The following is a 24,207-nucleotide window of genomic DNA, read 5'->3' as shown; positions in this document are numbered from 1 at the left end:
CATGCCCGAAGACGCCCTGCCCCGCCAGATCGAAACCTCCGGCGAGGCCCCGCTCGACACCCGTGGCGACGACCCGCGCGAAGCCCTGATGGACAACGTCATCGCCGCGATCAAAACCTGCTACGACCCGGAAATCCCGGTGGACATCTGGGAACTCGGCCTGATCTACCGCGTGGACATGGATGGGGACCGCAATGTCGAGATTGACATGACCCTCACCAGCCCCATGTGTCCGGTGGCGGGCGAATTGCCCGAGCAGGTCCGCCAGACGGTCAAAAGCGTCGAGGACGTGAACGAGGTCAAAATCGAACTGGTCTGGGAACCGCCCTGGCACCAGGGGATGATGTCCGAAGTCGCCCGCCTGCAATTGGATATGTTCTGAGCGTTTTTTTGAGGGAGACCACCGCCATGGCCCGTCCGCTTCCCAAGGCGATCACCATCACCGACAGCGCCGCCGAGCGCGTCAAGGCGCTGATGTCCAAGGCGACCGGGGACGTCGTCGGCCTGCGCATCGGCGTGAAGGCGCGCGGCTGCTCCGGCCTCAGCTACGACGTTCAGTACGCCAAGGAAAAGCTGAAGTTCGACGAGGTGGTGGAGGACAAGGGCGTCACCGTCATGATCGACCCCGCCGCCGTCATGTTCCTGATCGGCAGCGAGATGGATTACGTGGACGACAAGTTTCAGACCGGCTTCGTCTTCAAGAACCCCAACGAAAAAGGCCGCTGCGGCTGCGGGGAAAGCTTCCACGTTTGACGCGCGGAACCCGCGAAAAGCAGGCGCGCCCAATGGCGACGCCTGCTTTCTGTCTTGGCTCAAACCCCGCCGAACCGTCGCGACAGCCGTTCGATCGCCGCGTCCAGAACCTCGTTTTTCTTTGAGAAGCAGAAACGCACGCAGCTTTTCGGCGCGTCTTCGACGAAGAAGGCGCTGACCGGAATCGCCGTCACCCCCGCTTCCGCCGTCAGCCAGCGGCAAAAATCCTGATCGTCGCCGTCGAAGCCGAAGCGCGCGACGTCGGCCACCACGAAATAGGTTCCCGCCGAGGGCAGCACGTCAAAACCGACCGACGCCAACCCGGCGGCCAGCCGGTCGCGCTTGGCCTGAAGCCCGCCCGCCAGTTCGGCGAAATAGCCGTCATCCTTGTTCAGCCCGAAGGCGACCGCCGTTTGCAGGTTGGGCGGGGTGGTGAAGGTCAGGAACTGGTGCGCTTTGGCCACCGGCTGCAACAGATGCGGGGCCGCCGTGACGTAGCCGACCTTCCAGCCGGTCAAGGAAAAGGTTTTGCCCGCCGAGCCGATCTTCAGGCAACGGTCGCGCATCCCCGGCAGCGTCATCAACGGGATGTGGCGGCGGCCATCGAAGACCAGATGCTCGTACACCTCGTCGCACACCGCCAGCGTGTCGAAACGCTGGACGAATTCGGCGATCAGCTCCAACTCAGTCCGGGAAAACACCTTGGCCGCCGGATTCAGCGGATCGTTGATGAGGACGAGCTTGGTGCGCGGCGAAAAGGCCGCCTCCAGATCGGCGCGGGTGAAGCTCCAATCCGGGGCCTTCAGCGAAACGAAACGCGGCACGCCGCCCGCCAGCCGGACGATGGGCAAATAGCTGTCATACATCGGCTGGAAGAGCACGACCTCGTCGCCCGGATTGATGAGGCCGAGCAGACAGGCGGTCAACGCCTCCGTCGCGCCGGACGTCACCATCGTCTCGGTCTTCCAATCGACGTCCAGATCGTAAAAGCGCTTGGCGTGGCTGGCCAGCGCCTGCCGCAGGTCGGGCGTTCCCATCATCGACGGGTATTGGTTCCAGCCCGTCAGCAGGGCCGTCGCCGCCGCGTCCAGCACGTCGGCCGGGCCGCGCTCATCGGGGAATCCCTGGCCGAGATTGATCGCGCCATGCTCCTCCGACAAGCGGGACATGACCTCGAAAATCGTGGTGCCATAGCTCGACAGGATTGCGTTGCCCGACTTCACCGATGCCTCCAAACCTCAAACGGGCGGTTAGGATGGCGGCAGCGGCGGGGGAATGTCCAGACTCCTGTCCGCCGATCTCTTATGCCGCGCCGTCGTCTTGTCGCGCGCGGCGCTGATGCCGCCGCGTCCGCAACTTCACCCGCAGACGCTCAATCGGACCGAGCATGCGCGGGTAGCGGCGCTTCATCCGCACAAAGAATTTCCGGGAGGTTGCCGAGTTGCGCAGAACCAGAACGCCGCCCACCAGCATCACCGGCAGACCGCCCGGCCCCGGCAACGGCGCGATAATCAATCCGACCAGAATGATCGTGCAACCCAGGCCGATCATCGCCCCTTGCCGCAGCCGCGCCATGGGTGGGGACGATTCAGCGGATGACGTGTCGCGCGTCACAGTCTTGATGCCTCATCCTGGAAATCCTCTCCCGGCATATGGGGAGCCTTGACCACCGGAAAAGGGATATTTTGATGACGCTCCCCCTGTGCCCTGCCCCGCCGGGCCGCCTTGGGGAACCGATTTCGACTGGCTTGTATTTTGGATTTAACGCAAAATTTAGGTTCGCGGCGTCGTAATCTCTCGACACTCTCGTCGCAGGCACGGTCGGACCTCCTATGCGTTCTCTCACCAATTTCGCGCCGTCCACCTTCGAGGATCGCGGCGCCGCCGTGGCCTTCACCACGCCGGTCCTGGCTCAGACCCGCGTCCGCAAGGACAGCCGGGAACAATTGGAAGTGTTGATTCCCAACCTGTCGGAAGGACGCGGCGTTTACGTGGTGCCGTGGAGGTCGCTGCCGCTGGCCTTTCCGATGACGGTGCATGACCGGATGCTGCACGACCTGATCGCCAAAAGCGAAGGCTGCTCGCCCGACGACATCCGCAAGGCGGTTTTGGAAGCCGCCTGCTGTGGGCTGGCCGGCCCCCACGCGGTTGAGGCCGCCGAGACCGCGCTGGACGACGACGAGGAGCAACGCCTCCTCATCAACTATCAATTGATCGTCGAAGCCCTGAAATCCGCTGGTCTGGAATCCACCGACATCCTGCGCGCGGGCCTCGCCTCGGCGGAAGGGCAAAAGCTGACGCGCGACCTGATGTCGAAGGCCGCCCAAAAGCTGGGCATGGAGCCGACCGAACTCTACAGGCGCATCGCCGAATTGGCTGGGTACTTGGAATCCATCGGCCTGTCCAGCTCGCCCAAACCCGCCCGTCTGCGCCGTCTGATGCGCGATCTCAACGGTTTCCGCGACAGCATGACCGAATGGGCCACCGGCAATGTGTCGGAGGCCGCGCCCATCGGTGGTTTCTGCGCCGAGGTCGCCGAACACACCGTCAACCACGCCCGCAACGTGATGACCCAGCTCGATCAGTCGGTCACCTCGTTTGAAACGTTGCTGCGGCAGTGGGACGCCAAACGGCTGCTGGTGCGCAAGGCGGCCACCCGGCTGTCCTGGTTGCTGGACGGCTGGGAGTTTCTGATCGTCCTGTGGTCCGACGCCGTCACCCGCAGCCGCCATGAGCAGGACATGGCGGTTCACGACATCTTCCGCGTCATCCCCCTGCTGCCCAAAGACGAAGCGCGCGCGGATCAAGCGCTTGCGGCGGAAAAGCTTCTGCAAAGCAACCGCCGCTCGGTGCGCGCCTATGTGGACTGGCGCAGCGGTCAGCTCGACGTCGATCTGGTGATGCGGATCGAGACGATCAAAGGAAGGGCGGCCTAGCGTCATGGACATCAAGGACCTGATCGCGCTGGGCGACAAGCTGCTCTACATCGACGAACCAAAGTTCCGGCAAATTGTCGGGCTGCTGGAACAGATGGGCGATCACCCCGACATCCAGCAGACCATCGCGGTCATCCGTCCCCGCATGGTGGAATTGCGCGTCCACCGTCGTCCCACCATGAAGCGCCTGTTTTGCGACCCCTTCGAGGATCTGTTCGAGACCTTCGGCAAAGACGATCCCCTGCCGCTCAGCGTGATCGAACGGTCGCTGATGAACAGTCTGTGGCCCGTGGTCGAGACCCAGATCGGACGCCCGAAGCTGAAGGCCTATCATGGGGCGTTGCAGGATGGCCCGCAGCGCGACAATCTGGCCGAAGCCTTTTGGGTGGAGGCCGCCAGCGTGGTCGCCGCTCTCGCCAGCAACACCGAAGCCGGGCGCTTCGACGACGCCCTGGATCTGCGCCTCAACCCGGACCGGGTGCGGGCGATCGCCGACATCGCCATGATTATGTCCATCGCGGCGGAAATTCGTGACCTGAAAGCGGTGCTGTCGCCCAAGCCGGTGTCCAAGCTGCACAAGGATCATCTGGACGGGATCCGCGACCTTGGCCGTCGCGTCGCCCGCGCCCGTCCCGACGCGCTGAAGATCTTCATTCTGTTGGCCGCCTCCCGTTTGAGCAACCCGTCGACGCTGCTGGGCGGCCTGCACGACATGGATTTCGGCCAGAAACCCACCGAACGGGCCAAACTGTTCATGGAACTGACCGACACCGTGGTTGGCCAGATCGAGGACCGCTCCCGCTCGCTGAAGGCGACGCCGGAGGCCAATGCCGACCGGCTGGCGGTGGCCGATCTGGCGGTGGATCTGATCGCCAGCCTGGACGCCACCCGCAACGCCATGGAGTTGAGCCGGAACAAAGCGTTCGATCAGCGCCTGAAAGAGGTGCGCGGCTCCATTCACGACATGGTCCGAAGCCAGATTCTCGACAACGCCGACAACGGGATCGTCGGCGCGCTGACCGCCATGAGCGGCGGCGTCAACGACCGGGCGCACATCCTCCAGGCGGAAAATCAGGCGCGCGCGCTCCGCAAATGTGCGAGCATCGCCGATTCGCTGGGGTTGCGCGGCGAATTGAAGACCGTGACGCAAAAGGCCACAACCTCCCTCACCGAACAGGCCCGAAAATCACTGGGCGGCGGGGCGACGGCCGGCGGATCACGCACGGGATACACCGCAATCCGCATGATCGAACTGCTGTCCGGCCCCGCCGAGGCGAACAAGCTGATGGACGACATTCTCAACGGCGGACGGCGCTGACGGAGACCAAGGTATGAGCACGGGGTACACGGGTTGGGAATTGCCCGACAATGAACGCGCCCGCCTTCTGGCGCACTTTCCCCAACAGTATGAGATCCTGATCGCCCACCATGTGACGCTGGACGTCGGCGTGCCGCTCGGCCACCCGGCGCCCTACCCGGTGGCCGCCGAGGTGATCGCCACCGTCGATGACGAGTCCGGGGTGCAGGCCCTGATCGTCGCGATCAACGGATCGACGGACCGGCCCGATGGATCGACCTTCCACATCACCTGGTCGCTGGCGTCGGGACGCCATCCGGTCGAATCCAACACCGTCATCCGCGAATTCGGCTGGCGTCCGGTGGAGCCGATGGCGATCCAGTTGATTCCACGCTTCTTCACCTGAGCGACGCCGCAGCGTCACCCAGGCGGACGCGAATCAGCTCGAAGGGGTCTTTTCCAGCGACCGAATGATGTGCTCCGCCAGCAACTCAACCGCTTTGGGCATCGCGTTGGACAAGCGATGCAGTGCGACCTCCATATCGTCAAGCTCCGGCAATCGGTGATCGGCGCCGACGATGTGAAAGCCCGCCTCCAGCAGGTCTTTGGGCAGGATGGTGACGCCCAAACCGGCGCTGACGGCGGCCTTGATGCCGGTCAGGCTGGGACTGGTGTAGACGATCCGCCAAGCCCGCCCGCAAGCGTCGAGCGCTTCAATGGCCCTCTTGCGATAAATGTCCGGCGCGGGGGCCAACACCAGCGGCACCGGCGCGCCGGGGCCAAGCAACAAACGGTCGGACGCCACCCAGACCAGCGGCTCGCGCCACACTTTCGTGCCGCCGGTCGGGCCTTGCGGTTCCCGTTTGCACAAAACCAAATCAAACTCGCCCCGCGAAAAGCCGCCCAACAGGTTGAGCGTGAAGTCGCATTGAACCTCAAGCGCCACCTGGGGATGCGCGCGGGAAAAGCGCCACAGCACGTCGGGCAGATGCGCGGTGGCGAAATCCTCCGGCGTTCCCAAACGCACCACCCCGCCGACCTCCGGCTCCATCAGCATGGCGCAAGCCTCGTTGGCCATGCCCAGCAGACGGCGCGCGTAGGTCAGCAGGATTTCCCCGTCGGGCGTCAGCTCCAGGCTCCGCCCGTCGCGCTGGAACAGGCGCTTGCCCAGCCCGTCCTCCAACCGCTTGATCTGCAAACTGATGGTCGATTGCGTGCGTCCCAGCCGTTCGGCGGCGCGGGTGAAGCCGCCGCCCTCGACGATGGTGACGAAGCTCCGCAGCAGATCGAGATCAAAGGGTGGCAAAGGTGTCGGCATCGCGTGTTTTCCGTCCGGCCCGTCAGGTGAACATCGCCCGCGTCACCGCGATGTAAAGTGGGATGCCGACAAGGATGTTGAAAGGGAAGGTGATTCCCAACGACAGCGGCAGGGACAGCCCCGGATTGGCGGTGGGCAGGGCGTGGCTCAGCGCCGCCGGAACGGCGATGTAGGACGCGCTGGCGCACAAGGTGACGAACAGCGCGGCGTCGCCAAAGCCAAGACCCAGCGCGCTGGCGACCGCCAGGCCAACGCCCGCGCCGACCAGCGGCATGCCGACGCCAAAGGCGATCAACCCCAGCTTCAGCGTCATCGCCTCGCGCAGCCGGGTGGCGGCCAAGCAGCCCATTTCCAGCAGGAACAGGCTGAGCGCCCCATCCCACGGCGCGACGAACAGGCCGTTCAGCGCGGCGAACCCCGTCTTCCCAATCACCAGACCAATCAGCAACGAGCCGACCAGCAGCAGGACCGAGTTGTTCAAAACAGCTTCCCGGATGGCCGCCTTGAGAGACACCTCCTTGCCGCCCTGGCCAAGCGACAGGGACAGGGTTCCGCCACCGCCGCCCGCCGCGACGCCGACGGTCGCCACCGCTCCGGTCGCCCCAGCCAGCAGCAGGCCGGTGACGATGGCCGGTCCCTCCATGAGCGCCAGCGCGGCGACCATGTGGCCGCCGAACAGAATGCCCTGGCTTTCCAGCAGCTTGGTCATGGTGATGAAGGTCACGAGGCTGACGGACCCGTAATGCGCGGCGATGGCCGCCGCGTTCACCGCATCCAGGCCAACCGTCATCCGCAAGGCCGCGAAGGCCAGAACCGGCATGGTCAGGCTGACCAGCCCGGCGGTCAGCAGCAGCGGCGCCACCGTCGCCACATCGACGCCCGTCAAAGCGACGCCGCCCTTCAGCCCGATGGCGACCAGCAGATAGGCGGCCAACCCCTTGGCGAAACCATCCGGGAAAGGCGTGCGGGCGCCAGCCATCGCGATGAGCGCGCCAAGGGCAAAAAACAAAATGGGCGCGGACAGCAAAACGTCCATATCAGTTCTCCTTCGCCATGATCCGTGGGCGGGCGGGCTGCCCAACGGAGGCGACGATAACGGCGTCGCATCATAAGGAGAAATTGATATGTTTGAAGCTACCCATTGAAAAAATCAATGGAGTGGAGCGCTGCGCCTCAGATGTGGTCCGACGACGCCCCAGCCGCCGCGCCCTGCTTCAACCGCTGTTCGCGGTGGAAGATGAACAGGCCGCTGCCGATGATGAGCGTGCCGCCCACCGCCATGCGCAGGCTCGGTTGCGTTCCCCAGACCGCCAGATCCAGCAAAACCGCCCACAGGATCGACACATACTGAAACGGCACCACCACCGCCGCCGGGCTGAGTTGCAGGGAGCGGTTGATGAGGGAGTGACCGCCCAACGCCGTCACGCCCAACAACCCCAGCAACAGAAAATCCAGCCATCCCGGCGCCGACCAGGAAAAGGGCAAGGCGACGCCGCCCATCACCAGGCCGCCCAAGGTCTGATAGCTGACCAGCGACAGATTGCCCGCCTCGCGCAGCAGCCGGGTGAAAATCAGGCCGGAGGAAAAGATCGTCGCCCCCAACAAGGCCACCATCGACGGCAACAGGTCGAACTGCCCGGTCGGGTTCAGCACGATCACCACGCCGACGAAGCCGACCAGCACCGCCGCCCAACGCCGCCAGCCCACCGATTCCTTGAGGAAGACGACCGACAAAGCGGTGACGATCAGCGGGGCCGACATGTAGATCGTCATCACGTCGGCCAGCGGCAGATAGCTGACGGCCCAATAGAAACAGGCGATGTCCACGGTGACGAGGAAGACCCGGACCAGATGCACCGGCAGCCGTTTCACCGCGAAGACCGCTCCAAACCCCTCCCGCGCGATCAAGGGCAGCAGGATCGCCATGCCGAACAGGCTGCGCACCGCCAGCAGCATCGCCACCGGATAATCCGTGACCAGCCATTTGCCAAGGGCGTCGTTCAGCGTGAACAGCGTCATGCCGCCCAGCATCATCAGGATGCCAAAACGGCTGTCGGGGGCGGGGGTCACGGCGGTCATGGCTCTCGATCAATCGGTCGGGGAGGGAAGCTTTCCGCCCAAAGTTTGGGCAGGGAGGAGCCGGAACGCACCTTAGCGGTTCAGACCACGCCCTTGTCGCGCAAAGCGGCGATGTCTGCCGCGCACAGGCCAACGCCCCGGATCAACAGGGCGTCAGAGCGGCGCTCGGTAAGGGTCCGCCAGAACGGGCAAGCGGTTCGTCGCCTTCATCTCCCGCAGGGACAAGTTCGACCGGATGCTGGCGACGCCCGGAAGCGTTCGCAACACCGTGTCGACGAAGCGGCTGTAATCGTCCAAATCCCGGGCGACGACGATCAACAGGAAATCCGCCTCCCCGGTCGTGTTGTGGCAGCTCAAGACGGATGGGCATCCCTGAATGATCCTCTCGAACGCCGCCGTCACATCCTCGCCATGCTGCGCGCAGACGATCTGCACGAAGGCCATCACGCCGAAACCCAGCGTTCGGCGGTCGAGAACCGCCTGATAGCCTTTGATGGCTCCGCAATCTTCCAAACGTTTCTGACGCCGCCAGCACGTCGCCTCGCTGAGAGAAAGCTGCTCGGCGAGCTTGGCGTTGGACAGTCGGCCATCCTGTTGCAGCCGGTCCAGAATCGCGGCGTCTATTTTATCAAGCGCGTCCATGCCGATAAATTCCTTCAGAATGACGTCCAAATAGGGAAGAACCTTTCATATCTCTGAAATGATCCCTCTTCAAACGAAAGCCAATTTCAGGGCGCTCCCGGTACAATGGCGGGACATTCCAAAAGGAGAACCCCATGAAAGCGGTGGTCTACGAGGCCTTTTCCACGCCGCCCCGGATCATGACCGTGCCCGACCCGACGCCGGAGGCGCACGGCGTCGTCGTCAAGGTGATGGCGACGGGGGTTTGCCGAAGCGATTGGCATGGTTGGGTTGGGCATGACCCCGACATCCAGCTTCCCCATGTTCCCGGTCATGAATTGGCCGGGATCGTCGAAGCGGTCGGCAAGAATGTGACGACATGGAAAATCGGGGACCGGGTGACGGTCCCGTTCGTCGGCGGCTGCGGCGCCTGTCCCGAATGCCATTCCGGCAATCATCAGGTGTGCGACCGGCAATTCCAGCCCGGCTTCACCCATTGGGGATCCTTCGCCCAGTATGTCGCCCTGCATCAGGCCGACATCAATCTGGTGCGGCTGCCGGACGCGCTGGACTTCGCCACCGCCGCCAGTCTGGGATGCCGGTTCGTGACGTCCTTCCGCGCCGTCGTCGATCAAGGCAAGACCTCCGCCGGTCAGTGGGTCGCCGTTCACGGCTGCGGCGGCGTCGGGCTGTCCGCCGTCATGATCGCCAACGCGGTGGGCGCCAACGTCGTCGCCATCGACATTGCGGACGAGAAGCTCGCCTTGGCCCGCGCGTTGGGCGCGGTCGCCACCGTGAACGCGGCCCAGGTCGCCAATGTCGCCGAGGCCGTCATCGAGATCACGCGAGGCGGCGCCCATGTCTCCCTCGACGCGCTGGGCCACCCCGCCACCTGCTTCAACTCAATCAGCAACCTGCGCAAGCGGGGCAAACATGTGCAGGTCGGTCTGATGCTGGGCGACCACAGCGCGCCCGCCATCCCGATGAGCCGCGTCATCGCGATGGAGTTGGAGATCCTGGGCAGTCACGGCATGCAGGCCCATCGCTACGACGCGATGATGGAGATGATGCGGTCGGGAAAGCTGGCGCCCGAAAGGCTGATCGGCAAGACGATCACCCTGGAACAGTCGATCGACGCCTTGATGAGCATGGACAAGTTTGAAGTCGCGGGCGTGACCGTGGTCACGGAATTCTGAAACGGCGCCGGAGAGGTCCGCCGCGTGGCCGGACCTCTCCAGCGGACCTATGCCCGCGCGCCAACAAAACAGCAACCGCCAAACGGACGGTCAGACCACGCCCTTCTCCCGCAAGGCCGCGATGTCGGCCTCGCTGAGGCCCAACGCTTCGGTCAACACCGCGTCGGTGTGCTGACCAAGCGTCGGCGGGGCGGCGTCATGGACCAGCGGGGTTTCCGAATAGCGGATCGGGCTGGCCACCGTCGGCACCGTTCCCAGCACCGGGTGCGGCAAATCCTGGCGGATGTTGCGCGCCTGGACGTGGGGATCGGCGAAGACCGCTTCCAGGTCGTTGATCGGGCCGCAAGGCACGCCGACCGCCTCCAGCGCGCTCAACCAATCCTGGCTGTCGCGGGTCCGCAGCAGCTCTTCCAACTGCGCCACCAGCTCCTTGCGGTTGGCGACGCGGGCCGGGTTGGTGGCGTAACGCGCGTCCGCCGACAGATCCGGGCGACCGGCGACCTGACAGAATTTGGCGAACTGCCCGTCGTTGCCGACCGCCAGAATGATGAAGCCGTCGCGGGTGGCGAAAGCCTGATAGGGAACGATGTTGGGGTGGGCGTTGCCCAAGCGCTGCGGGGCCACGCCGCCGACCAGACAATTCATCGCCTGATTGGCCAGCACCGCGACCTGAACGTCGAGCAGGGCCAGATCGACCCATTGCCCCTGTCCGGTGCGGTCCCGGTGCGCCAAGCCGCCCATCACGCCGATGGCGGCGTACAGGCCGGTGAAGATGTCCGTCACCGCGACGCCGACCTTGACCGGACCGGCCCCCGGCTCGCCATCGGGCAGGCCGGTAACGCTCATCAAACCGCCCATGCCCTGGATCATGAAATCATAACCGGCGCGGTTGCGGTACGGCCCGGTCTGGCCAAAGCCGGTGATTGAGCAATAGACCAGACGCGGGTTGATCGCCTTCAGGCTGTCGTAATCCAACCCGTATTTGACCAGACCGCCGACCTTGAAGTTTTCGATGACGACGTCGGCCTGCGCCGCCAGCTTGCGGACCAGCTCCTGGCCTTCCGGGCGCTCGAAATCAATGGTGATCGAGCGTTTGCCCCGGTTGGTGGAGAGAAAATAGGCCGATTGATCGCCCGCCCAGGGCGGCCCCCAGGCGCGGGTGTCGTCGCCCGACCCGGGCCGTTCGACCTTAATCACGTCGGCGCCGAGATCCGCCAGCGTCTGCGCCGCCCAAGGGCCAGCCAGCACGCGCGACAGCTCCAGCACCCGGATGTGCGACAAAGGTCCGGCCAATTTTCTCTCCTCCCGATTTTTATTGCCCTCTCCCGCCTCGGGAGAGGGAAGGGACCCGCTTTAGCGGGAAGGGTGAGGGGCTTGGTGGACATGGATTCGCACCACGCCCGATAGCCCCTCACCCTCCCCACCTCCGGTGGGTCCCCTCCCTCTCCCAGGACGGGAGAGGGAACGTCACGTTACGCGGCCACCAGTTCTTCCAGAGAACGCTCGATGATGTCCAGACCTTCGTCGAGCACCGCGTCGGAGATGGTCAGCGGCGCCAGCACGCGGATGACGTTGCCATAGGTGCCGCAGGACAGCAGGATCAGGCCCTTTTCCGCCGCCTTGGCGACCAGCGCCTTGGTCAGATCGGCGGCGGGTTCCTTGGTCTCGCGGTTCGTCACCAGTTCCATGGCGACCATGGCGCCCAGGTTGCGGACGTCGCCGACGACCGGCAGCGTGTTGCGCTGGCCCATGGCGCGGAAGCGGTCGGCGATGCGCTCGCCGATCACCTGAGCGCGCTCGCACAGCTTCTCTTCGCCGATCGCGTCGATGACCGCCAGCGCGGCGGTGGTGGCCAGCGGGCTGCCCGCGTAGGTGCCGCCGAGACCGCCCGGAATCGGCGCGTCCATCATCGCCGCCTTGCCGGTCAGCGCCGACAGCGGGAAGCCGCCCGCCAGACTCTTGGCCATGGTGATGAGGTCGGGTTCGATCCCGGCGTGCTCAACCGCGAACATCTTGCCGGTGCGGGCGAATCCGGTCTGGATCTCGTCCACGATCATGACGATGCCGTGCTTGTCGCACAGCGCGCGGACAGCCTGGAGGAATTCCGGCGAGGCGATGTTGAAGCCGCCCTCGCCCTGCACCGGCTCGACGATGATGGCGGCGACGCGGGCCGGATCAACGTCGGACTTGAACAGGGTGTCCAGCGCCTTCAGGCTTTCGGCGACCGAGATGTCGCGGTAGGCGTTGGGGAACGGCACATGATAGATGTCCGCCGGGAACGGGCCGAAGCCGACCTTGTAAGGCACGACCTTGCCGGTCAGCGCCATGCCCAGCAGCGTGCGGCCATGGAAGCCGCCGGAAAAGGCGATGACCGCCGGACGGCCGGTGAAGGCGCGCGCCACCTTGACGGCGTTTTCCACCGCTTCGGCGCCGGTGGTGAAGAAGGCGGTCTTCTTGGGCGTAGGGCCGGGAACCAGCGCGTTCAGCTTTTCCGCCAGCTCGACGAAGCTGTCATAGGGCGTGACCATCATGCAGGTGTGAGTGAAACGGTCGAGCTGGGCCTTCACCGCCTCCATCACCTTCGGGTGGCGATGGCCCGTGTTCAACACGGCGATGCCCGCGCCAAAATCAATGTAACGCTTGCCCTCGACGTCCCACATTTCCGAATTTTCGGCGCGGTCGATGTAGACCGGCAGGCCAGCGGAAATGCCACGGGAGACGGCGGCGTCGCGCCGCGTGACCAACGACTGATTGCTCATGTGTCTGTTCCTTGATCCTGAAAGCGTCAGGCGCCGAGGCCGACGCAGAGATATTTGGTTTCCATGAAGTCATCGAGGCCGTATTTGGAGCCTTCGCGGCCAATGCCGGACTCCTTGACCCCGCCGAACGGGGCGAGTTCGGTCGAAATGATGCCTTCGTTGATGCCGACCATGCCGTATTCCAGCTTTTCGGCGACGCGCCAGACGCGCCCGATGTCGCGGCTGTAGAAATAGGCGGCAAGGCCGAATTCGGTGTCGTTGGCCATGTGAATGGCCTCCTCTTCCGTCTCGAAGCGGAAGAGCGGGGCGACCGGGCCGAAGATCTCCTCACGCGCCACGCGCATGGCGCTGGTGACGCCGGTGAGGATGGTCGGCTCGAAGAAGGTGCCGCCCAGTTCGTGGCGCTTGCCGCCCAGCGCGACCTTGGCCCCCTTCTCCAGCGCGTCGCCCATCAGCTCTTCCACCTTGGCGATGGCGTCGGCGTTGATGAGCGGCCCCTGGCTGACGCCGGGTTCGGCGCCGTCGCCGACCTTGAGCTGCTTGACCGCCTCGGCCAGCTTGGCGGTGAAGGCTTCATAGACGCCCGCCTGGACCAGCAGGCGGTTGGCGCAAACGCAGGTCTGACCGGCGTTGCGGTATTTCGACGCCATCGCACCCTTGACCGCCTCGTCCAGATCGGCGTCGTCGAAGACGATGAAGGGGGCGTTGCCGCCCAGCTCCAGCGACACCTTCTTGACCGTGCTGGCGGCCTGCCGCATCAGCAGCTTGCCGATTTCGGTCGAGCCGGTGAAGCTGACCTTGCGGACGATGGAGCTGCTGGTCAGCTCGCCGCCAATCGCCGCCGGGTTCGACCCCATGACGATGTTGAAGACGCCGGCGGGAATGCCCGCGCGCGTCGCCAATTCGGCCAGCGCCAGCGCCGACAAGGGCGTGTCTTCGGCGGGCTTGACCACCACGGTGCAGCCCGCCGCCAAAGCAGGCGCGCATTTGCGGGTTATCATGGCGTTGGGGAAGTTCCACGGCGTGATCGCCGCGACGACGCCGATCGGCTCCTTCAGAACCAGAATACGCTTGTTGCCCGCGAAGGTCGGGATGACGTCGCCATAGGCGCGCTTGCCCTCTTCGGCGAACCATTCGATGAAGGACGCGCCGTAGAGCACCTCGCCGCGCGATTCCGTCAGCGGCTTGCCCTGTTCGGCGGTCATCAGTTGGGCCAGATCCTCTTGGTTGGCGAGGATCAAATCGTGCCAGCGGCGCAAGATGGCCGCGCGCTCCTTGGCGGTCTTGGCGCGCCAGCCCGGCAGGGCGGCGTCAGCGGCGGCGATGGCGTCGCGCGTTTCCGCAGCGCCCATGTCGGCGACGTTGGCGATCACCGCGCCGGTGGCCGGGTTGGTCACGGCGAAGCTTTTGCCGGAGTCGGCGGCGCGCCACGCGCCGTTCACATAGCCCTTGGTCTGGAGAAGGCTCTGGTCGTTCAGCGACAGCATGTTCGATCCGCCCTGGAATGGAAGGAGGTGGAAGTTTGGCGACGGTCCGGCGCGCCCCCGATGGACGCTGACCGTTGGGACCACGAAGGAAAGCCTAGCATGTTTAATAAATTAAACAACCCCTGTTTAGCTGTTCATATTTTGATGACGGGGTTGCGGGAATCGGGTATTGCGTAAGGTTGAGGAACCAGGAGTCGGGTGATGGATTTCGATGTCGGCACACGGTTGAAGCAGATTCGCGAGCAACACGGCCTATCGCAACGGGCGCTGGCCCAGAAGGCTGGCGTGACCAACGGCACCATCTCGCTGATCGAACAGAACCGCAGCAGCCCGTCCGTGTCGTCCCTGCGCAAGGTGTTGCAGGGCATTCCCATGTCCCTGGCCGAATTCTTCTCCTCCGACGATTTGCCGCCGCCCGAACAGATCTTCTTCAAGAACACCGAACTGATCGAACTGGCCGAAGAGCTGAAGGGCGCCGTCGGTCAGGTGTCCTTCCGGCAGGTCGGCGATCTGCGGGGCCGCAACCTCCAGATCCTGCACGAACGCTACGCGCCGGGGGCCGACACCGGCCGGACCATGCTCCAGCATGAATCGGAAGAGGGCGGCATCGTCGTGAAGGGCAAGATCGAACTGACGGTCGGCGACCGCAAACAGATCCTGGCCCCCGGCGACGCCTACCTCTTCGACAGCCGCATCCCCCACCGCTTCCGCAACATCGGCGACGAGGATTGCGAACTCATCAGCGCCTGCACCCCGCCCTATCTGTAAGCGCGCCCTCCCCCGCTCAAGGCGGGAGAGGGAGCGGGAACAAGACGCGCCGCTTACGGGGCGTTCCCCTTCAGCCGTTCGTTCCGGCGGCGCAACAGTTCGATCATCGTCAACAGACCAATCGAGATCACCGTCAGCACCACCGCCACGGCGGTGATGGTCGGGCTGATGTTCTCACGGATGCCGCTGAACATTTCGCGCGGCAGGGTGCGCTGCTCCGGCCCGGCGAGGAACAGGACCGTCACCACCTCGTCAAAGCTGGTGGCGAAGGCGAACAGCGCGCCCGACGCCAAGCCCGGCAGGATCAAGGGCAGGATCACCCGGCGGAAGGTCATGATCGGCGGCGCGCCCAGCGACGCGGCGGCGCGCGCCAGCGTCATGTCGAAGCCCTGCAAGGTCGCCGACACGGTGATGACGACGAAGGGCGTCGCCAGCGCCGTGTGCGCCAAAATCAGCCCCAGATAATTGCCGGTCAGCCCCAGCGGCGCGAAGAAGAAATAGACGCCGACCGCCGTGATGACGACCGGAACCACCATCGGCGACAGCACCAGGGCCAGCACCAACGGCTTCCACTTGCTCTTCCACTGCGCCAGCCCCAGCGACGCCAGCGTTCCCAGCACCATCGACAGCAGGGCCGAGGCCACGCCGATGATGGCGCTGTTCTTCAGGGACAGCATCCAGCGCGGCGAGTTGAGGAAATCCTCATACCAGCGCAGCGAGAAGCCGGGCAACGGGTAGGTCAGATACGCGCCGGAGCTGAAAGACAGCGGCACGATGGCCAGGATCGGCGCCATCAGGAAGACGAAGATCACCGACGACAGGACCACCGTCGTGAGCCAAGCGTAGCGCTGGCTGGCGGTTTGCGTGGACTGATTCGCGCTCAATTCTTGAGACCTCCCGTCGTCTGGCGACCCAGCGCCAACTTGCCATAGACCAGCGCCAGCACCAGCGTGGACAGCAGCAGCACCGCCCCCAACGCCGAGGCCAAGCCCCAATTGACGGTTTCCGTGGTGTAAAAAGCGATGAAGGCCGAAATCATCTGGTCGCCCGCCCCGCCGACCAGCGCCGGGGTGATGTAGTAGCCGATGGCCAGAATGAAGACCAACAGACAGCCCGCGCCAATGCCGGGAATGGTCTGCGGCAGGTAGATCCGCAGAAAGGCCGTGGTCGGAGGCGCGCCGAGCGAGGCCGCCGCCCGCATGTAGGCCGGGGAAATCGACCGCATGACGCTGTACAGCGGCAGGATCATGAAGGGCAGCAGCACATGGGTCATCGCCATGTAGACGCCAAAACGGTTGTAGATCAGGCGCAGCGGCTCGTCGATCACGCCCAACCATTGCAGCGAACCGTTGACGATGCCCTCGCCCTGCAAAATCACGATCCAGGCGCAGGTGCGCACCAGAAGCGAGGTCCAGAAGGGCAGCAGCACAAAGATCATCAGCATGTTCGACTGCGCCGTCGGCAGATTCGCCAGCAGATAGGCGACCGGAAAGCCCAGCAGAAGACACAGCGCGGTGACGCCGAAACCGATGGTGAAGGTGCGCGCGAAGACGTCGCGATAAATCGCTTGATCTTCGGGTGTGGCGACGATGGCGCCGTTGACGTCGCGGGTCAGATCGACCGCGCCCAGCAGGTAATAATCGGTGACGGGACCGCTGGCGCTTTTGATCGCCGCCCAGGTGGCGCGCTCGCCCCAGGCCGGGTTCAGCCCGATCAGGGTCGCCTTGGCGGCGCCGGGTTCCGGCGCTGTTTTCAGGTTGCGCGCGGTCGACGTCAGGATGGTGCGGAAGCCGTTGATGACATAGTTCAACCGCTTGGCCGCCACGGCGACCGTACCGGCGGCGCGCGCCGCCTGAAGATCGCCCGCCAGCGCCGCGAAGGCGGTTTCGCTCGGCAAATCCTTGCCGTTCCAGTCGGACAGCGCGGCGACGGTGTGGGGCAGCACCTGCGGCGCCTCCCAATCATCAACCGACCGCCAGATCATCCCGGCGATGGGAATGACGAAGGTGAACAGCAGAAACAGAAAAAGCGGAAGCACCAGACCCAGCGCGCGAAGCTGCCGGGCGCGTTCGGCCCGCCTCAATCGACGCTTCAACGGCATCTCGGCGCCAACAACGATTGCGGCTGTCATCGGTGATGTCCTGTCGGATGGTCCCGTCACGCCCGCGAAAACGGAGATCCCGCGCGGCGCCGTTTGGGACGTCGCGCCGAGATGGATCACGATCCCCGCCTTCGCGGGCGTGACGATGGTCTTGAAAAGGCGGGCGTCGTCACGGACGGATCACCCTTTTTGGGTTGGCGCCGACGGGGAGCAACCACGCAACCCCCGCCGACGCCGAAACCCGACCGCCGAAGCGGTCGTCTCAGGACCTTACTTGGCCGCCCACTTGTTGAAGCGCTCGGTCAGACGGTCGATGTTTTCCAGCCAGAAGTTGACGTCGATTTCGGCGGCGTTCTTCAGGTTGGCCGGGGCCGTCGGCAGATCGGCCAACAGGGCCGGGGCCAGCTTGGCCGGGGCGCCCTTGTTCGAGGTGCCGTAGGCGATGCCTTCGGACAGCTTGGCCTGGTTCTCGGCCTTGCCGACGAAGTTCAGGAACTTGTGCGCGGCTTCGACGTTCGGGCTGCCCTTCAGGATGACCCAACTGTCGATGGTGAACAGCGCGCCGTTCCACACCATCCCGAAGTTCTTCTTTTCCTTCTTGTTGGCGGCGTCGATGCGGCCGTTGTAGACCGACGTCATCACCACTTCGCCCGACGCGAGGAGCTGCGGCGGCTGCGCGCCCGCCTTCCACCAGACCAGATCGCCCTTGATGGTGTCGAGCTTCTTGAAGGCGCGGTCAACGCCCGCCTCGGTCGCCAGCACCTTGTAAACGTCCGCCGGAGCGACGCCGTCGGCGATCAGGGCGATTTCCAAGGTGGTCTTGGCGCCCTGGCGCAGCGCGCGCTTGCCCGGATATTTCTTGGTGTCGAAGAAATCAGCCCAGCCCTTCGGCGCGTCCTTCAGCTTGTCCTTGTCGTAGCCAAGAACGAAGTCATAGACGATGGCGCCGACGCCGCAGGCGTTGACGGTGGCGGGCAGATAGGCTTCCTCGCCGCCGATCTTGGAATAATTGATCTTCTCGAACAGGCCCTCGTCGCAGCCCAGCGCCAGCTCGTCGCTTTCAACCTGGACCACGTCCCAGGTGGACGCGCCGCCCTGAACCTTGGCGCGCAGAACGCCGACGCCGCCATCCCACGATTCATCGTTCATCGCCGTGCCGGACGCCTTGAACGGCTCGAAATAGACCTTCTTCTGAACGTCCTGATACGCGCCGCCCCACGACACGACGGTCAGGTCACGGGCGCTGGCGACCGACGCCAGAGCGGTGACGGCGGTGAAGGTCGCGGCGAAACCAAGAGCCAGCTTAAACTTCGACATGATCCCCGTCCTATGTCTTGTGGTTGTTGTTCGTCGATTGAGACCGACCTGAAAGCTTTCTCTTTCAGATTGGATCCAGCGCCCGGCAATCTTCGGGGCGGAAGGCGATGGTCACAGCTTGTCCTTGCGACAGCCCGGAATAGGCGCCGGCGGGCAGCTTGACCATGAATTCGTTGTTGCCGGGGGCAGCCAGCACCGCCAGCGTGTGGTCTCCCACATAGATCAAATCTTTCAGCGTTCCCGGCAGCCGGTTGAACCCGGCGTCGCCGTCGTCGCTGGTCAGCAGGGACACCCGTTCCGGGCGCACCGACAAGGAGGTGCGCGCGCCGACGCCGCCAATGTTGACCGCCGTCGCCACCACCGACCCGCCGGCGGCCAGCGCCACCCGGCAGAAACCCTGTTCGATATTTTCGACGGTTCCCGCCAACACGTTGCTTTCGCCGATGAAGTTGGCGACGAAGCTGTTGACGGGCCGCTCATAGAGCGCGTCCGGGCTGTCGATCTGCTGCACGATCCCGTCGTTGAACACGGCGATGCGGTCCGACATGGTCAGCGCTTCGCCCTGGTCGTGCGTGACGTAGACGACGGTGATGCCCATCGTTTCGTGCAGACGCTTGATTTCCAACTGCATGTGTTCGCGCAGACGCTTGTCGAGCGCGCCCAGCGGTTCGTCCATCAGCACCAGCGCCGGTTTGAACACCAGGGCGCGGGCCAACGCGACGCGCTGCTGCTGACCGCCCGACAATTGGCCGGGATGGCGCGTGGCCACATTCTCCAGCTTAATCATCTGCAAGGCGGCTGTGACCCGCTCCTTCACCTCGGCCTTGGACACGCCGCGCACCGTCAAGGGAAACGCGACGTTTTCCTCGATGGTCAGGTGGGGGAACAGCGCGTAATTCTGGAACACCATGCCGATGTCGCGCTTGTGCGGCGGCGTGTTCTTGATCGACCGATCACCGAGGAAAATCTCGCCGTGAGTTGGAACCTCGAACCCGGCCAGCATCATCAGGGTGGTCGTTTTCCCTGAACCGGACGGTCCAAGCAGCGTCAGGAACTCGCCCTTGCGGATGTCGAGATCCAGGCTTTTCACGACCAAATGTTCGCCGTCGTAGGTTTTCTGCACCCCGACGAACCGCACCAAAGCCTGCGTCGTCGCCATCATCCCGCCGTCCATCATCCTCTCCCGTCAGAGGCGACAAGAACCCGTCGGGCTAGCCCCGGTTCCTGCCCGTCTTGATGGCCCCGACGGTAGCCGCGTTTAAGAAAATAGACAAGAGGAATGCTTATGTCGCGATCATTTCAACAGCGTGCCGTTTTATTGTGCAACTGCGAAGGCGTTGCCCACACTCCGAACAGCAGTTTGCGCCATCCGCAGGCGATTGAGAAGACGAATGATGGGGGGCGCGGATGACATACCGCCGCACTCCCCACGACTCGCGCGAACGACTCCGAACGTAGCGGCCCCGATTCAGCGACGTTGGGCCGACTGGCTGTAGACGAAGCTGTCAAAGCCATTCTCGGCGACGCGGAACCACAGCCGCTCCTCCTCCAGGAACGGCTTCCACGCCTCATACACTTTCTTGAAGCGCGGGTTGGTCCCGGCGATCTGGTCGTAGAGATCGAAGGCGGCCTTTTCGCAGGCCTGCATCATCTCGCGCGGGAACATGCGCAGCACGGCGCCGCCGCCAACGAGCCGCTTCAGGGCCGAGGCGTTGAGCGTGTCGTATTTGGCCAGCATCCAGGTGTTGGCCTCCCAACAGGCCATTTCCAGGACCGTGCGGTAGGAGGCCGGAAGCTGGTCCCACGCCTGCATGTTGAACAGCAGCGGAATCTGCGCCGAACCTTCCCACCAGCCGGGGTAATAGTAGTTCTTGGCGACCTTGTGGAAGCCCAGCTTCTCGTCGTCATAGGGGCCGACGAATTCGGCGGCGTCGATGGTTCCGCGCTCCAACGCCGGATAGATGTCGCCGCCGCCAAGCTGCTGCGGCACCAGCCCCAACGGGGTCAGCACCTGCCCGGCCAGCCCGCCGATGCGCATCTTCAGGCCTTTGAGATCGTCCGTCGATTTGATTTCCTTGCGGAACCAGCCGCCCATCTGCGCGCCGGTGTTGCCCGCCGGGATGTTCAGGATGTTGTACTCCTTGAACTGCTCCCGCATCAGTTCCAGCCCGCCGCCGTGCATCATCCACGCCATGTGCTGGCGGGTGTTCAGCCCAAACGGCATCGCCGTGTCGAAGCAGAAGGTCGGATCCTTGCCGACGTAGAAATAGGCGGCGGACTGGCCGCATTCGACCGTGCCGTTCTGCACCGCGTCCAACACCTGAAGCGCCGGAACGATTTCGCCCGCCGCGAAGGTGCGGATCTGGAATTTGTTGTCGGTGGCGGCCGCCACCCGCTTGGCGATGAACTCAACCGCGCCGTAGATGGTGTCCAGGCTTTTGGGATAGCTGGAGGCGAGGCGCCATTTGATCTCGGGTTGGCTCTGCGCGATGGCGGGAGCGGCGACCGTGCCAGCGGCAAGGCCGACCCCGGCGGTGGTGAGGAACGCGCGCCGTTTCATGATGATGTGTCTTCCCGGTGCAGTCTGGTTGATCCCGCATCATAACGCGGACCATCGCCAGCGCGACCACCACACACATCCGTTTTCGGAATGTCAGCCTTCCAAACGAAAAATCCAGCCACATGGGCTGGATTTTCTGCGACGCAGCATTATCTTTGTTTTTAGCGCCTTGTATCAGGCGTTTCCTCCCCAAACTCGGGCCGCAGGCGTATAGCTAGCGGCCTTTTGCTTTTTATGCAATATGCGGAACGTCAGTGCGGCGAACTTTTTTTGCGCGTGAGCGCCCCCTTGCGTCGCCGGTTCGCGAGCGTCGAAATTTTTAACCTTCCATCGCCATCTTGTTCGTGTACCTACGTATGACGCTCATCCCGCCATGCCCCTTAGCCGAACCGTTTGATTGGGCCAGCGCCGACAGGAACCGCCGATGCCTTTTTCGTCCACGCGGCCGTTGGGCCTCCGCGTCACGGTCGCGGCCACCACAGCGCTTCTGGTGATGGGCTTGACGCTCGCCAAGGGGCTGTTCGTCGGCACCCAGGCCGAGCAGGTGCTGAGCCGCGAGGTCGGCAATTCGATGATGGGGGTGGCGCAATCGCTGGCCCATCAGTTGGATTCGACCATGTGGGCGCGCGCCAACCTCATCGCCTCGCTCGCCCGCATCGACGCGCTGAAGGATCCCGAGGTGGCGCGGGCGACGATGGAGGAGTTGAAGCGGCGCGACCCGACCATCGCCTGGATCGGCATGACCGACCTTTCCGGCACGGTGCTGGCCGCCAGCAACGGCCTGCTGGTGGGGCTGAACATCGCCAGCCGCCCGGTTCACGCCCAGGGGCTGAAGGGTCTTTTCGTCGGCGACGTGCACGAGGCGGTCGCCCTGAAAGGCAAGGTTCCCTATCTGGCGGGCGAGGAGCCGAAATTCGTCGACGTCTCCGCCCCGCTGCTGGATCGGAACGGCAAGCCGGTTGGCGTGCTGGCGGTGCATTACAGTTGGGAATGGACACGCGCCACCATGCGGGAACTGACCGACCCGCTGCGCGACCGTCAGAGCCTGACCGTCTACATCCTGTCGGCGGACGGCACGGTGCTGTTGGGGCCGGAAGACACCATCGGCAAACCACTGCCCCACGCCGCCGTCGCGTTCAAAGACGGGTGGGAGACCCGACCGTGGGCCGACGGGGTTTCCTACGTGACCGGCATCGCCCACGGCAAGGGCGTGAATGATTACGCCGGTCTCGGCTGGACCGTCCTGGCCCGCCAACCGACCAGCGTCGTCCATGCGGAAGCCGACAAGCTGCGTTTGACCATCATCGGATCGGGCGCGGCGCTGGCGCTGCTGTTCAGCGCGCTGGGCTGGTTCGCCGCCGGGCGCATCGCCCGCCCATTGATCGCCATCGCCCGCGCCGCCGAACGGATCCGCCAGGGGGAAAGCGGCGTTGAGATTCCCAACGTCGGCGGAACGACGGAAATCGGCCATCTGTCCGCCGCCCTGCGCGACCTGATCGACAGCCTGACGCACAAGGACGCCGCGCTGATGCGGTTGGAGGACATCGCCTATCAGGACCGGCTGACCACCCTGCCCAACCGCCGCTATTTTGAACAATATCTGGAAGCCTGCACCCACGGGACCGGGGCGGCGGCGATGATGTACATCGACCTTGACGGTTTCAAACCGATCAACGACCGGCTGGGCCATGACGCCGGGGACACGGTGCTGCGCCAAGTCGGCCAACGCCTGACCACCCTGTTCCGCGACGACGACGTGGTGGCCCGTTTGGGCGGCGACGAGTTCGCGGCGATTCTGCCGCGCTCCGCCACCCAACCGCCGCCCGACGCCGACGCCCTGGCCGCCCGCGTCATCGCGGCGGTGAACGAGCCGGTGTCGATTGGCGGCTCCATGGTGCGGGTCGGCTGCTCCATCGGCATCGCCCGCTGGCCGGAGGATTCGCCGGACGTCGCCACCGTTCTGCGCCGGGCCGACGCGGCGCTCTATCAGGCCAAGCGCGATGGCCGCAACCGGGCGGTCGTGTGGGATTCCAGCGTCGGCCAGAAGATCGCTTAAGCGGTCGGCCCGGCCTCAACCGGCGAGCATCCAGCGGAGGCGGGGAGCGCCGCGCGAAACAGCCCGGCCAGAGCGCGCAAACCCCGTCCGCGCGGGTCGCTGGCCCGCCACGCCAAGCCAACCGCCCGTCCGGGCCGGTCGGCGGCGAAGGCGCGGTAGCCGACCAGCCCGCCCACCGTGGCGGCGTCGCCCGTCGCCAACAGCGGCATCAGCGTGCAGCCATTGCCCGCCGCCACCATGTGGCGCAGCGTCTCCAACCCGGTGGCGTGCCGCCCGGCCCGCGCGGTGACGCCGCAGACCGCCAGCGCCTGATCGCGCAGGCAATGCCCTTCCTCCAGCAACAGCAGCTCGGCGGGATCGACGTCGGACAGGCTCAAAACCGGCCTTTGCCCCAGCCGATGGCCGACCGGATGGGCCAGCACGAACGGCTCGAAGAACAGCGCTTCGGCGGCGATTCCCTCCGCCTCGACCGGCAGGGCCAGCAGAACGGCGTCGATCCGCCCGTCCCGCAACTCCTCCAACAGGCCGTCGGTGCGTCCTTCCGACAGGATCAACGTCAGATCGGGGTGATGCGCCCGCAAAATCGGCAGCAGATGGGGGAACAGATACGGCCCCAGGGTTTGAATGGCGGCCAGACGGAAGCTTCCGGACAGGCCGCCATCCTGCCCCTCGGCCAGCGCCAGCAGCCGTTGCGCCTCGGCCAGCACGACGCGGGCCTGCCGGATGATCGGCTCCCCCGCCGGGGTGGTCAGGACGCGGCGGCTGGTGCGCTCGAACAATGCGAGGCCGAGGCCGTCCTCCAGCTTGCGGATTTGCGCGCTCAAGGATGGTTGGCTGACGCCGCAGCGCTCCGCCGCCTTGCCGAAATGGCGCAGGTCGGCGACCGCCGCCACATACTCCAAATCACGCAGGGACAGACCAGCGATATTCATAGCCATCACCTATCAGATCGTTCCAAA

General features: G+C 64.8%; 23 protein-coding genes. 8 read left to right on the top strand and 15 right to left on the bottom strand.

The features are described 5' to 3' along the window. The first annotated feature begins 1 nt into the window (after window position 1). A complete protein-coding gene (locus tag ACODS4_RS22345; RefSeq protein ID WP_488867696.1) occupies window positions 2-382 on the top strand; it encodes an SUF system Fe-S cluster assembly protein in 381 nt (126 codons plus the stop codon). A gap of 26 nt (window positions 383-408) precedes the next feature. Next, window positions 409-753, top strand: a complete 345-nt coding sequence (locus ACODS4_RS22340) for a HesB/IscA family protein (protein ID WP_488867694.1) — start codon at window positions 409-411, stop codon at window positions 751-753. Window positions 754-812: 59 nt separating this feature from the next. Here ACODS4_RS22340 and ACODS4_RS22335 read toward each other — a convergent pair whose 3' ends face one another. Then, on the bottom strand, window positions 813-1,976 hold the full coding sequence (locus tag ACODS4_RS22335; RefSeq protein ID WP_488867692.1) for an aminotransferase: 1,164 nt from the start codon (window positions 1,974-1,976) through the stop codon (window positions 813-815). A 79-nt stretch (window positions 1,977-2,055) separates the two neighbouring features. Then, entirely contained in the window at window positions 2,056-2,328 is a 273-nt protein-coding gene (locus ACODS4_RS22330) for a hypothetical protein (protein WP_488867690.1), read from the bottom strand. Window positions 2,329-2,585: 257 nt separating this feature from the next. Between ACODS4_RS22330 and ACODS4_RS22325 the strand changes: the two genes are divergently transcribed. Genes ACODS4_RS22325 through ACODS4_RS22315 form a run of 3 tightly spaced genes read left to right on the top strand, consistent with a single transcriptional unit; the run spans window position 2,586 to window position 5,392 of the window. Continuing rightward, entirely contained in the window at window positions 2,586-3,689 is a 1,104-nt protein-coding gene (locus ACODS4_RS22325; protein WP_488867688.1) for a hypothetical protein, read from the top strand. Between the two features lie 4 nt (window positions 3,690-3,693). Continuing rightward, window positions 3,694-5,007: a hypothetical protein gene (locus ACODS4_RS22320; protein ID WP_488867686.1), complete on the top strand. Its 1,314-nt coding sequence runs from the start codon at window positions 3,694-3,696 to the stop codon at window positions 5,005-5,007. Window positions 5,008-5,020: 13 nt separating this feature from the next. After that, a complete protein-coding gene (locus tag ACODS4_RS22315) occupies window positions 5,021-5,392 on the top strand; it encodes a hypothetical protein (protein WP_488867684.1) in 372 nt (123 codons plus the stop codon). Between the two features lie 33 nt (window positions 5,393-5,425). Here ACODS4_RS22315 and ACODS4_RS22310 read toward each other — a convergent pair whose 3' ends face one another. From ACODS4_RS22310 to ACODS4_RS22295, 4 genes are all read right to left on the bottom strand, one after another. Then, window positions 5,426-6,304, bottom strand: a complete 879-nt coding sequence (locus ACODS4_RS22310) for a LysR substrate-binding domain-containing protein (RefSeq protein ID WP_488867682.1) — start codon at window positions 6,302-6,304, stop codon at window positions 5,426-5,428. Between the two features lie 22 nt (window positions 6,305-6,326). Continuing rightward, window positions 6,327-7,340, bottom strand: a complete 1,014-nt coding sequence (locus tag ACODS4_RS22305; RefSeq protein ID WP_488867680.1) for a sodium-dependent bicarbonate transport family permease — start codon at window positions 7,338-7,340, stop codon at window positions 6,327-6,329. A 137-nt stretch (window positions 7,341-7,477) separates the two neighbouring features. After that, complete coding sequence (locus ACODS4_RS22300) at window positions 7,478-8,383, bottom strand: DMT family transporter (protein ID WP_488867678.1); 906 nt, start codon at window positions 8,381-8,383, stop codon at window positions 7,478-7,480. Window positions 8,384-8,536: 153 nt separating this feature from the next. Continuing rightward, window positions 8,537-9,025, bottom strand: coding sequence for an Lrp/AsnC family transcriptional regulator (locus ACODS4_RS22295; protein WP_488867676.1), 489 nt, complete (start codon window positions 9,023-9,025; stop codon window positions 8,537-8,539). A gap of 134 nt (window positions 9,026-9,159) precedes the next feature. Here ACODS4_RS22295 and ACODS4_RS22290 point away from each other — a divergent pair, with 134 nt between their 5' ends. Then, on the top strand, window positions 9,160-10,200 hold the full coding sequence (locus ACODS4_RS22290; protein ID WP_488867674.1) for a zinc-dependent alcohol dehydrogenase family protein: 1,041 nt from the start codon (window positions 9,160-9,162) through the stop codon (window positions 10,198-10,200). A gap of 90 nt (window positions 10,201-10,290) precedes the next feature. Here ACODS4_RS22290 and ACODS4_RS22285 read toward each other — a convergent pair whose 3' ends face one another. From ACODS4_RS22285 to ACODS4_RS22275, 3 genes are all read right to left on the bottom strand, one after another. Further along, window positions 10,291-11,493, bottom strand: a complete 1,203-nt coding sequence (locus ACODS4_RS22285) for a CaiB/BaiF CoA transferase family protein (protein WP_488867672.1) — start codon at window positions 11,491-11,493, stop codon at window positions 10,291-10,293. 179 nt (window positions 11,494-11,672) lie between these two features. Continuing rightward, complete coding sequence (gene gabT, locus ACODS4_RS22280) at window positions 11,673-12,959, bottom strand: 4-aminobutyrate--2-oxoglutarate transaminase (protein WP_488867670.1); 1,287 nt, start codon at window positions 12,957-12,959, stop codon at window positions 11,673-11,675. A 26-nt stretch (window positions 12,960-12,985) separates the two neighbouring features. Beyond that, the gene (locus ACODS4_RS22275; RefSeq protein WP_488867668.1) at window positions 12,986-14,446 is read right to left on the bottom strand and encodes an NAD-dependent succinate-semialdehyde dehydrogenase; all 1,461 of its coding nucleotides are present in this window, start codon (window positions 14,444-14,446) and stop codon (window positions 12,986-12,988) included. A gap of 201 nt (window positions 14,447-14,647) precedes the next feature. On the opposite strand from ACODS4_RS22275, the gene ACODS4_RS22270 reads away from it, so the two are divergent. Further along, on the top strand, window positions 14,648-15,214 hold the full coding sequence (locus tag ACODS4_RS22270) for a cupin domain-containing protein (RefSeq protein WP_488867666.1): 567 nt from the start codon (window positions 14,648-14,650) through the stop codon (window positions 15,212-15,214). A gap of 53 nt (window positions 15,215-15,267) precedes the next feature. On the opposite strand, the gene ACODS4_RS22265 is transcribed toward ACODS4_RS22270, so the two are convergent. The 5 genes from ACODS4_RS22265 to ACODS4_RS22245 form a co-directional block, all read right to left on the bottom strand. Further along, on the bottom strand, window positions 15,268-16,098 hold the full coding sequence (locus ACODS4_RS22265) for an ABC transporter permease (RefSeq protein WP_488867664.1): 831 nt from the start codon (window positions 16,096-16,098) through the stop codon (window positions 15,268-15,270). Next, window positions 16,095-17,345 (bottom strand): ABC transporter permease, encoded by a 1,251-nt coding sequence (locus ACODS4_RS22260; protein ID WP_488867662.1) that lies wholly within the window; start codon window positions 17,343-17,345, stop codon window positions 16,095-16,097. Before ACODS4_RS22260 ends, ACODS4_RS22265 begins: the two co-directional genes overlap by 4 nt. Window positions 17,346-17,585: 240 nt before the next feature. Continuing rightward, a complete protein-coding gene (locus ACODS4_RS22255) occupies window positions 17,586-18,632 on the bottom strand; it encodes an ABC transporter substrate-binding protein (RefSeq protein ID WP_488867660.1) in 1,047 nt (348 codons plus the stop codon). 64 nt (window positions 18,633-18,696) lie between these two features. Beyond that, on the bottom strand, window positions 18,697-19,791 hold the full coding sequence (locus tag ACODS4_RS22250; protein ID WP_488867736.1) for an ABC transporter ATP-binding protein: 1,095 nt from the start codon (window positions 19,789-19,791) through the stop codon (window positions 18,697-18,699). A gap of 309 nt (window positions 19,792-20,100) precedes the next feature. Next, window positions 20,101-21,192: a TRAP transporter substrate-binding protein gene (locus tag ACODS4_RS22245; protein WP_488867658.1), complete on the bottom strand. Its 1,092-nt coding sequence runs from the start codon at window positions 21,190-21,192 to the stop codon at window positions 20,101-20,103. Window positions 21,193-21,616: 424 nt separating this feature from the next. On the opposite strand from ACODS4_RS22245, the gene ACODS4_RS22240 reads away from it, so the two are divergent. Beyond that, window positions 21,617-23,248 (top strand): cache domain-containing protein, encoded by a 1,632-nt coding sequence (locus tag ACODS4_RS22240; RefSeq protein ID WP_488867656.1) that lies wholly within the window; start codon window positions 21,617-21,619, stop codon window positions 23,246-23,248. On the opposite strand, the gene ACODS4_RS22235 is transcribed toward ACODS4_RS22240, so the two are convergent. After that, complete coding sequence (locus tag ACODS4_RS22235; protein WP_488867654.1) at window positions 23,245-24,186, bottom strand: LysR substrate-binding domain-containing protein; 942 nt, start codon at window positions 24,184-24,186, stop codon at window positions 23,245-23,247. The genes ACODS4_RS22240 and ACODS4_RS22235 overlap by 4 nt on opposite strands. Window positions 24,187-24,207: the final 21 nt, after the last annotated feature.

Source organism: Azospirillum sp. FG154 (genome assembly GCF_057809575.1).
This window is presented reverse-complemented; position numbering and strand designations above follow the sequence as displayed.

Bases quoted from the DNA above. Each gene is read 5' to 3' on its own strand.
- ACODS4_RS22270 (WP_488867666.1), top strand. From the start codon at position 14,648: ATGGATTTCGATGTCGGCACACGGTTGAAGCAGATTCGCGAGCAACAC.
- ACODS4_RS22330 (WP_488867690.1), bottom strand. From the start codon at position 2,328: ATGGCGCGGCTGCGGCAAGGGGCGATGATCGGCCTGGGTTGCACGATC.
- ACODS4_RS22245 (WP_488867658.1), bottom strand. From the start codon at position 21,192: ATGAAACGGCGCGCGTTCCTCACCACCGCCGGGGTCGGCCTTGCCGCT.
- ACODS4_RS22295 (WP_488867676.1), bottom strand. From the start codon at position 9,025: ATGGACGCGCTTGATAAAATAGACGCCGCGATTCTGGACCGGCTGCAA.
- ACODS4_RS22340 (WP_488867694.1), top strand. From the start codon at position 409: ATGGCCCGTCCGCTTCCCAAGGCGATCACCATCACCGACAGCGCCGCC.
- ACODS4_RS22305 (WP_488867680.1), bottom strand. From the start codon at position 7,340: ATGGACGTTTTGCTGTCCGCGCCCATTTTGTTTTTTGCCCTTGGCGCG.
- ACODS4_RS22320 (WP_488867686.1), top strand. From the start codon at position 3,694: ATGGACATCAAGGACCTGATCGCGCTGGGCGACAAGCTGCTCTACATC.
- ACODS4_RS22325 (WP_488867688.1), top strand. From the start codon at position 2,586: ATGCGTTCTCTCACCAATTTCGCGCCGTCCACCTTCGAGGATCGCGGC.
- ACODS4_RS22315 (WP_488867684.1), top strand. From the start codon at position 5,021: ATGAGCACGGGGTACACGGGTTGGGAATTGCCCGACAATGAACGCGCC.
- ACODS4_RS22300 (WP_488867678.1), bottom strand. From the start codon at position 8,383: ATGACCGCCGTGACCCCCGCCCCCGACAGCCGTTTTGGCATCCTGATG.
- ACODS4_RS22345 (WP_488867696.1), top strand. From the start codon at position 2: ATGCCCGAAGACGCCCTGCCCCGCCAGATCGAAACCTCCGGCGAGGCC.
- gabT (WP_488867670.1), bottom strand. From the start codon at position 12,959: ATGAGCAATCAGTCGTTGGTCACGCGGCGCGACGCCGCCGTCTCCCGT.
- ACODS4_RS22260 (WP_488867662.1), bottom strand. From the start codon at position 17,345: ATGACAGCCGCAATCGTTGTTGGCGCCGAGATGCCGTTGAAGCGTCGA.
- ACODS4_RS22250 (WP_488867736.1), bottom strand. From the start codon at position 19,791: ATGGCGACGACGCAGGCTTTGGTGCGGTTCGTCGGGGTGCAGAAAACC.
- ACODS4_RS22240 (WP_488867656.1), top strand. From the start codon at position 21,617: ATGCCTTTTTCGTCCACGCGGCCGTTGGGCCTCCGCGTCACGGTCGCG.
- ACODS4_RS22255 (WP_488867660.1), bottom strand. From the start codon at position 18,632: ATGTCGAAGTTTAAGCTGGCTCTTGGTTTCGCCGCGACCTTCACCGCC.
- ACODS4_RS22310 (WP_488867682.1), bottom strand. From the start codon at position 6,304: ATGCCGACACCTTTGCCACCCTTTGATCTCGATCTGCTGCGGAGCTTC.
- ACODS4_RS22235 (WP_488867654.1), bottom strand. From the start codon at position 24,186: ATGGCTATGAATATCGCTGGTCTGTCCCTGCGTGATTTGGAGTATGTG.
- ACODS4_RS22290 (WP_488867674.1), top strand. From the start codon at position 9,160: ATGAAAGCGGTGGTCTACGAGGCCTTTTCCACGCCGCCCCGGATCATG.
- ACODS4_RS22275 (WP_488867668.1), bottom strand. From the start codon at position 14,446: ATGCTGTCGCTGAACGACCAGAGCCTTCTCCAGACCAAGGGCTATGTG.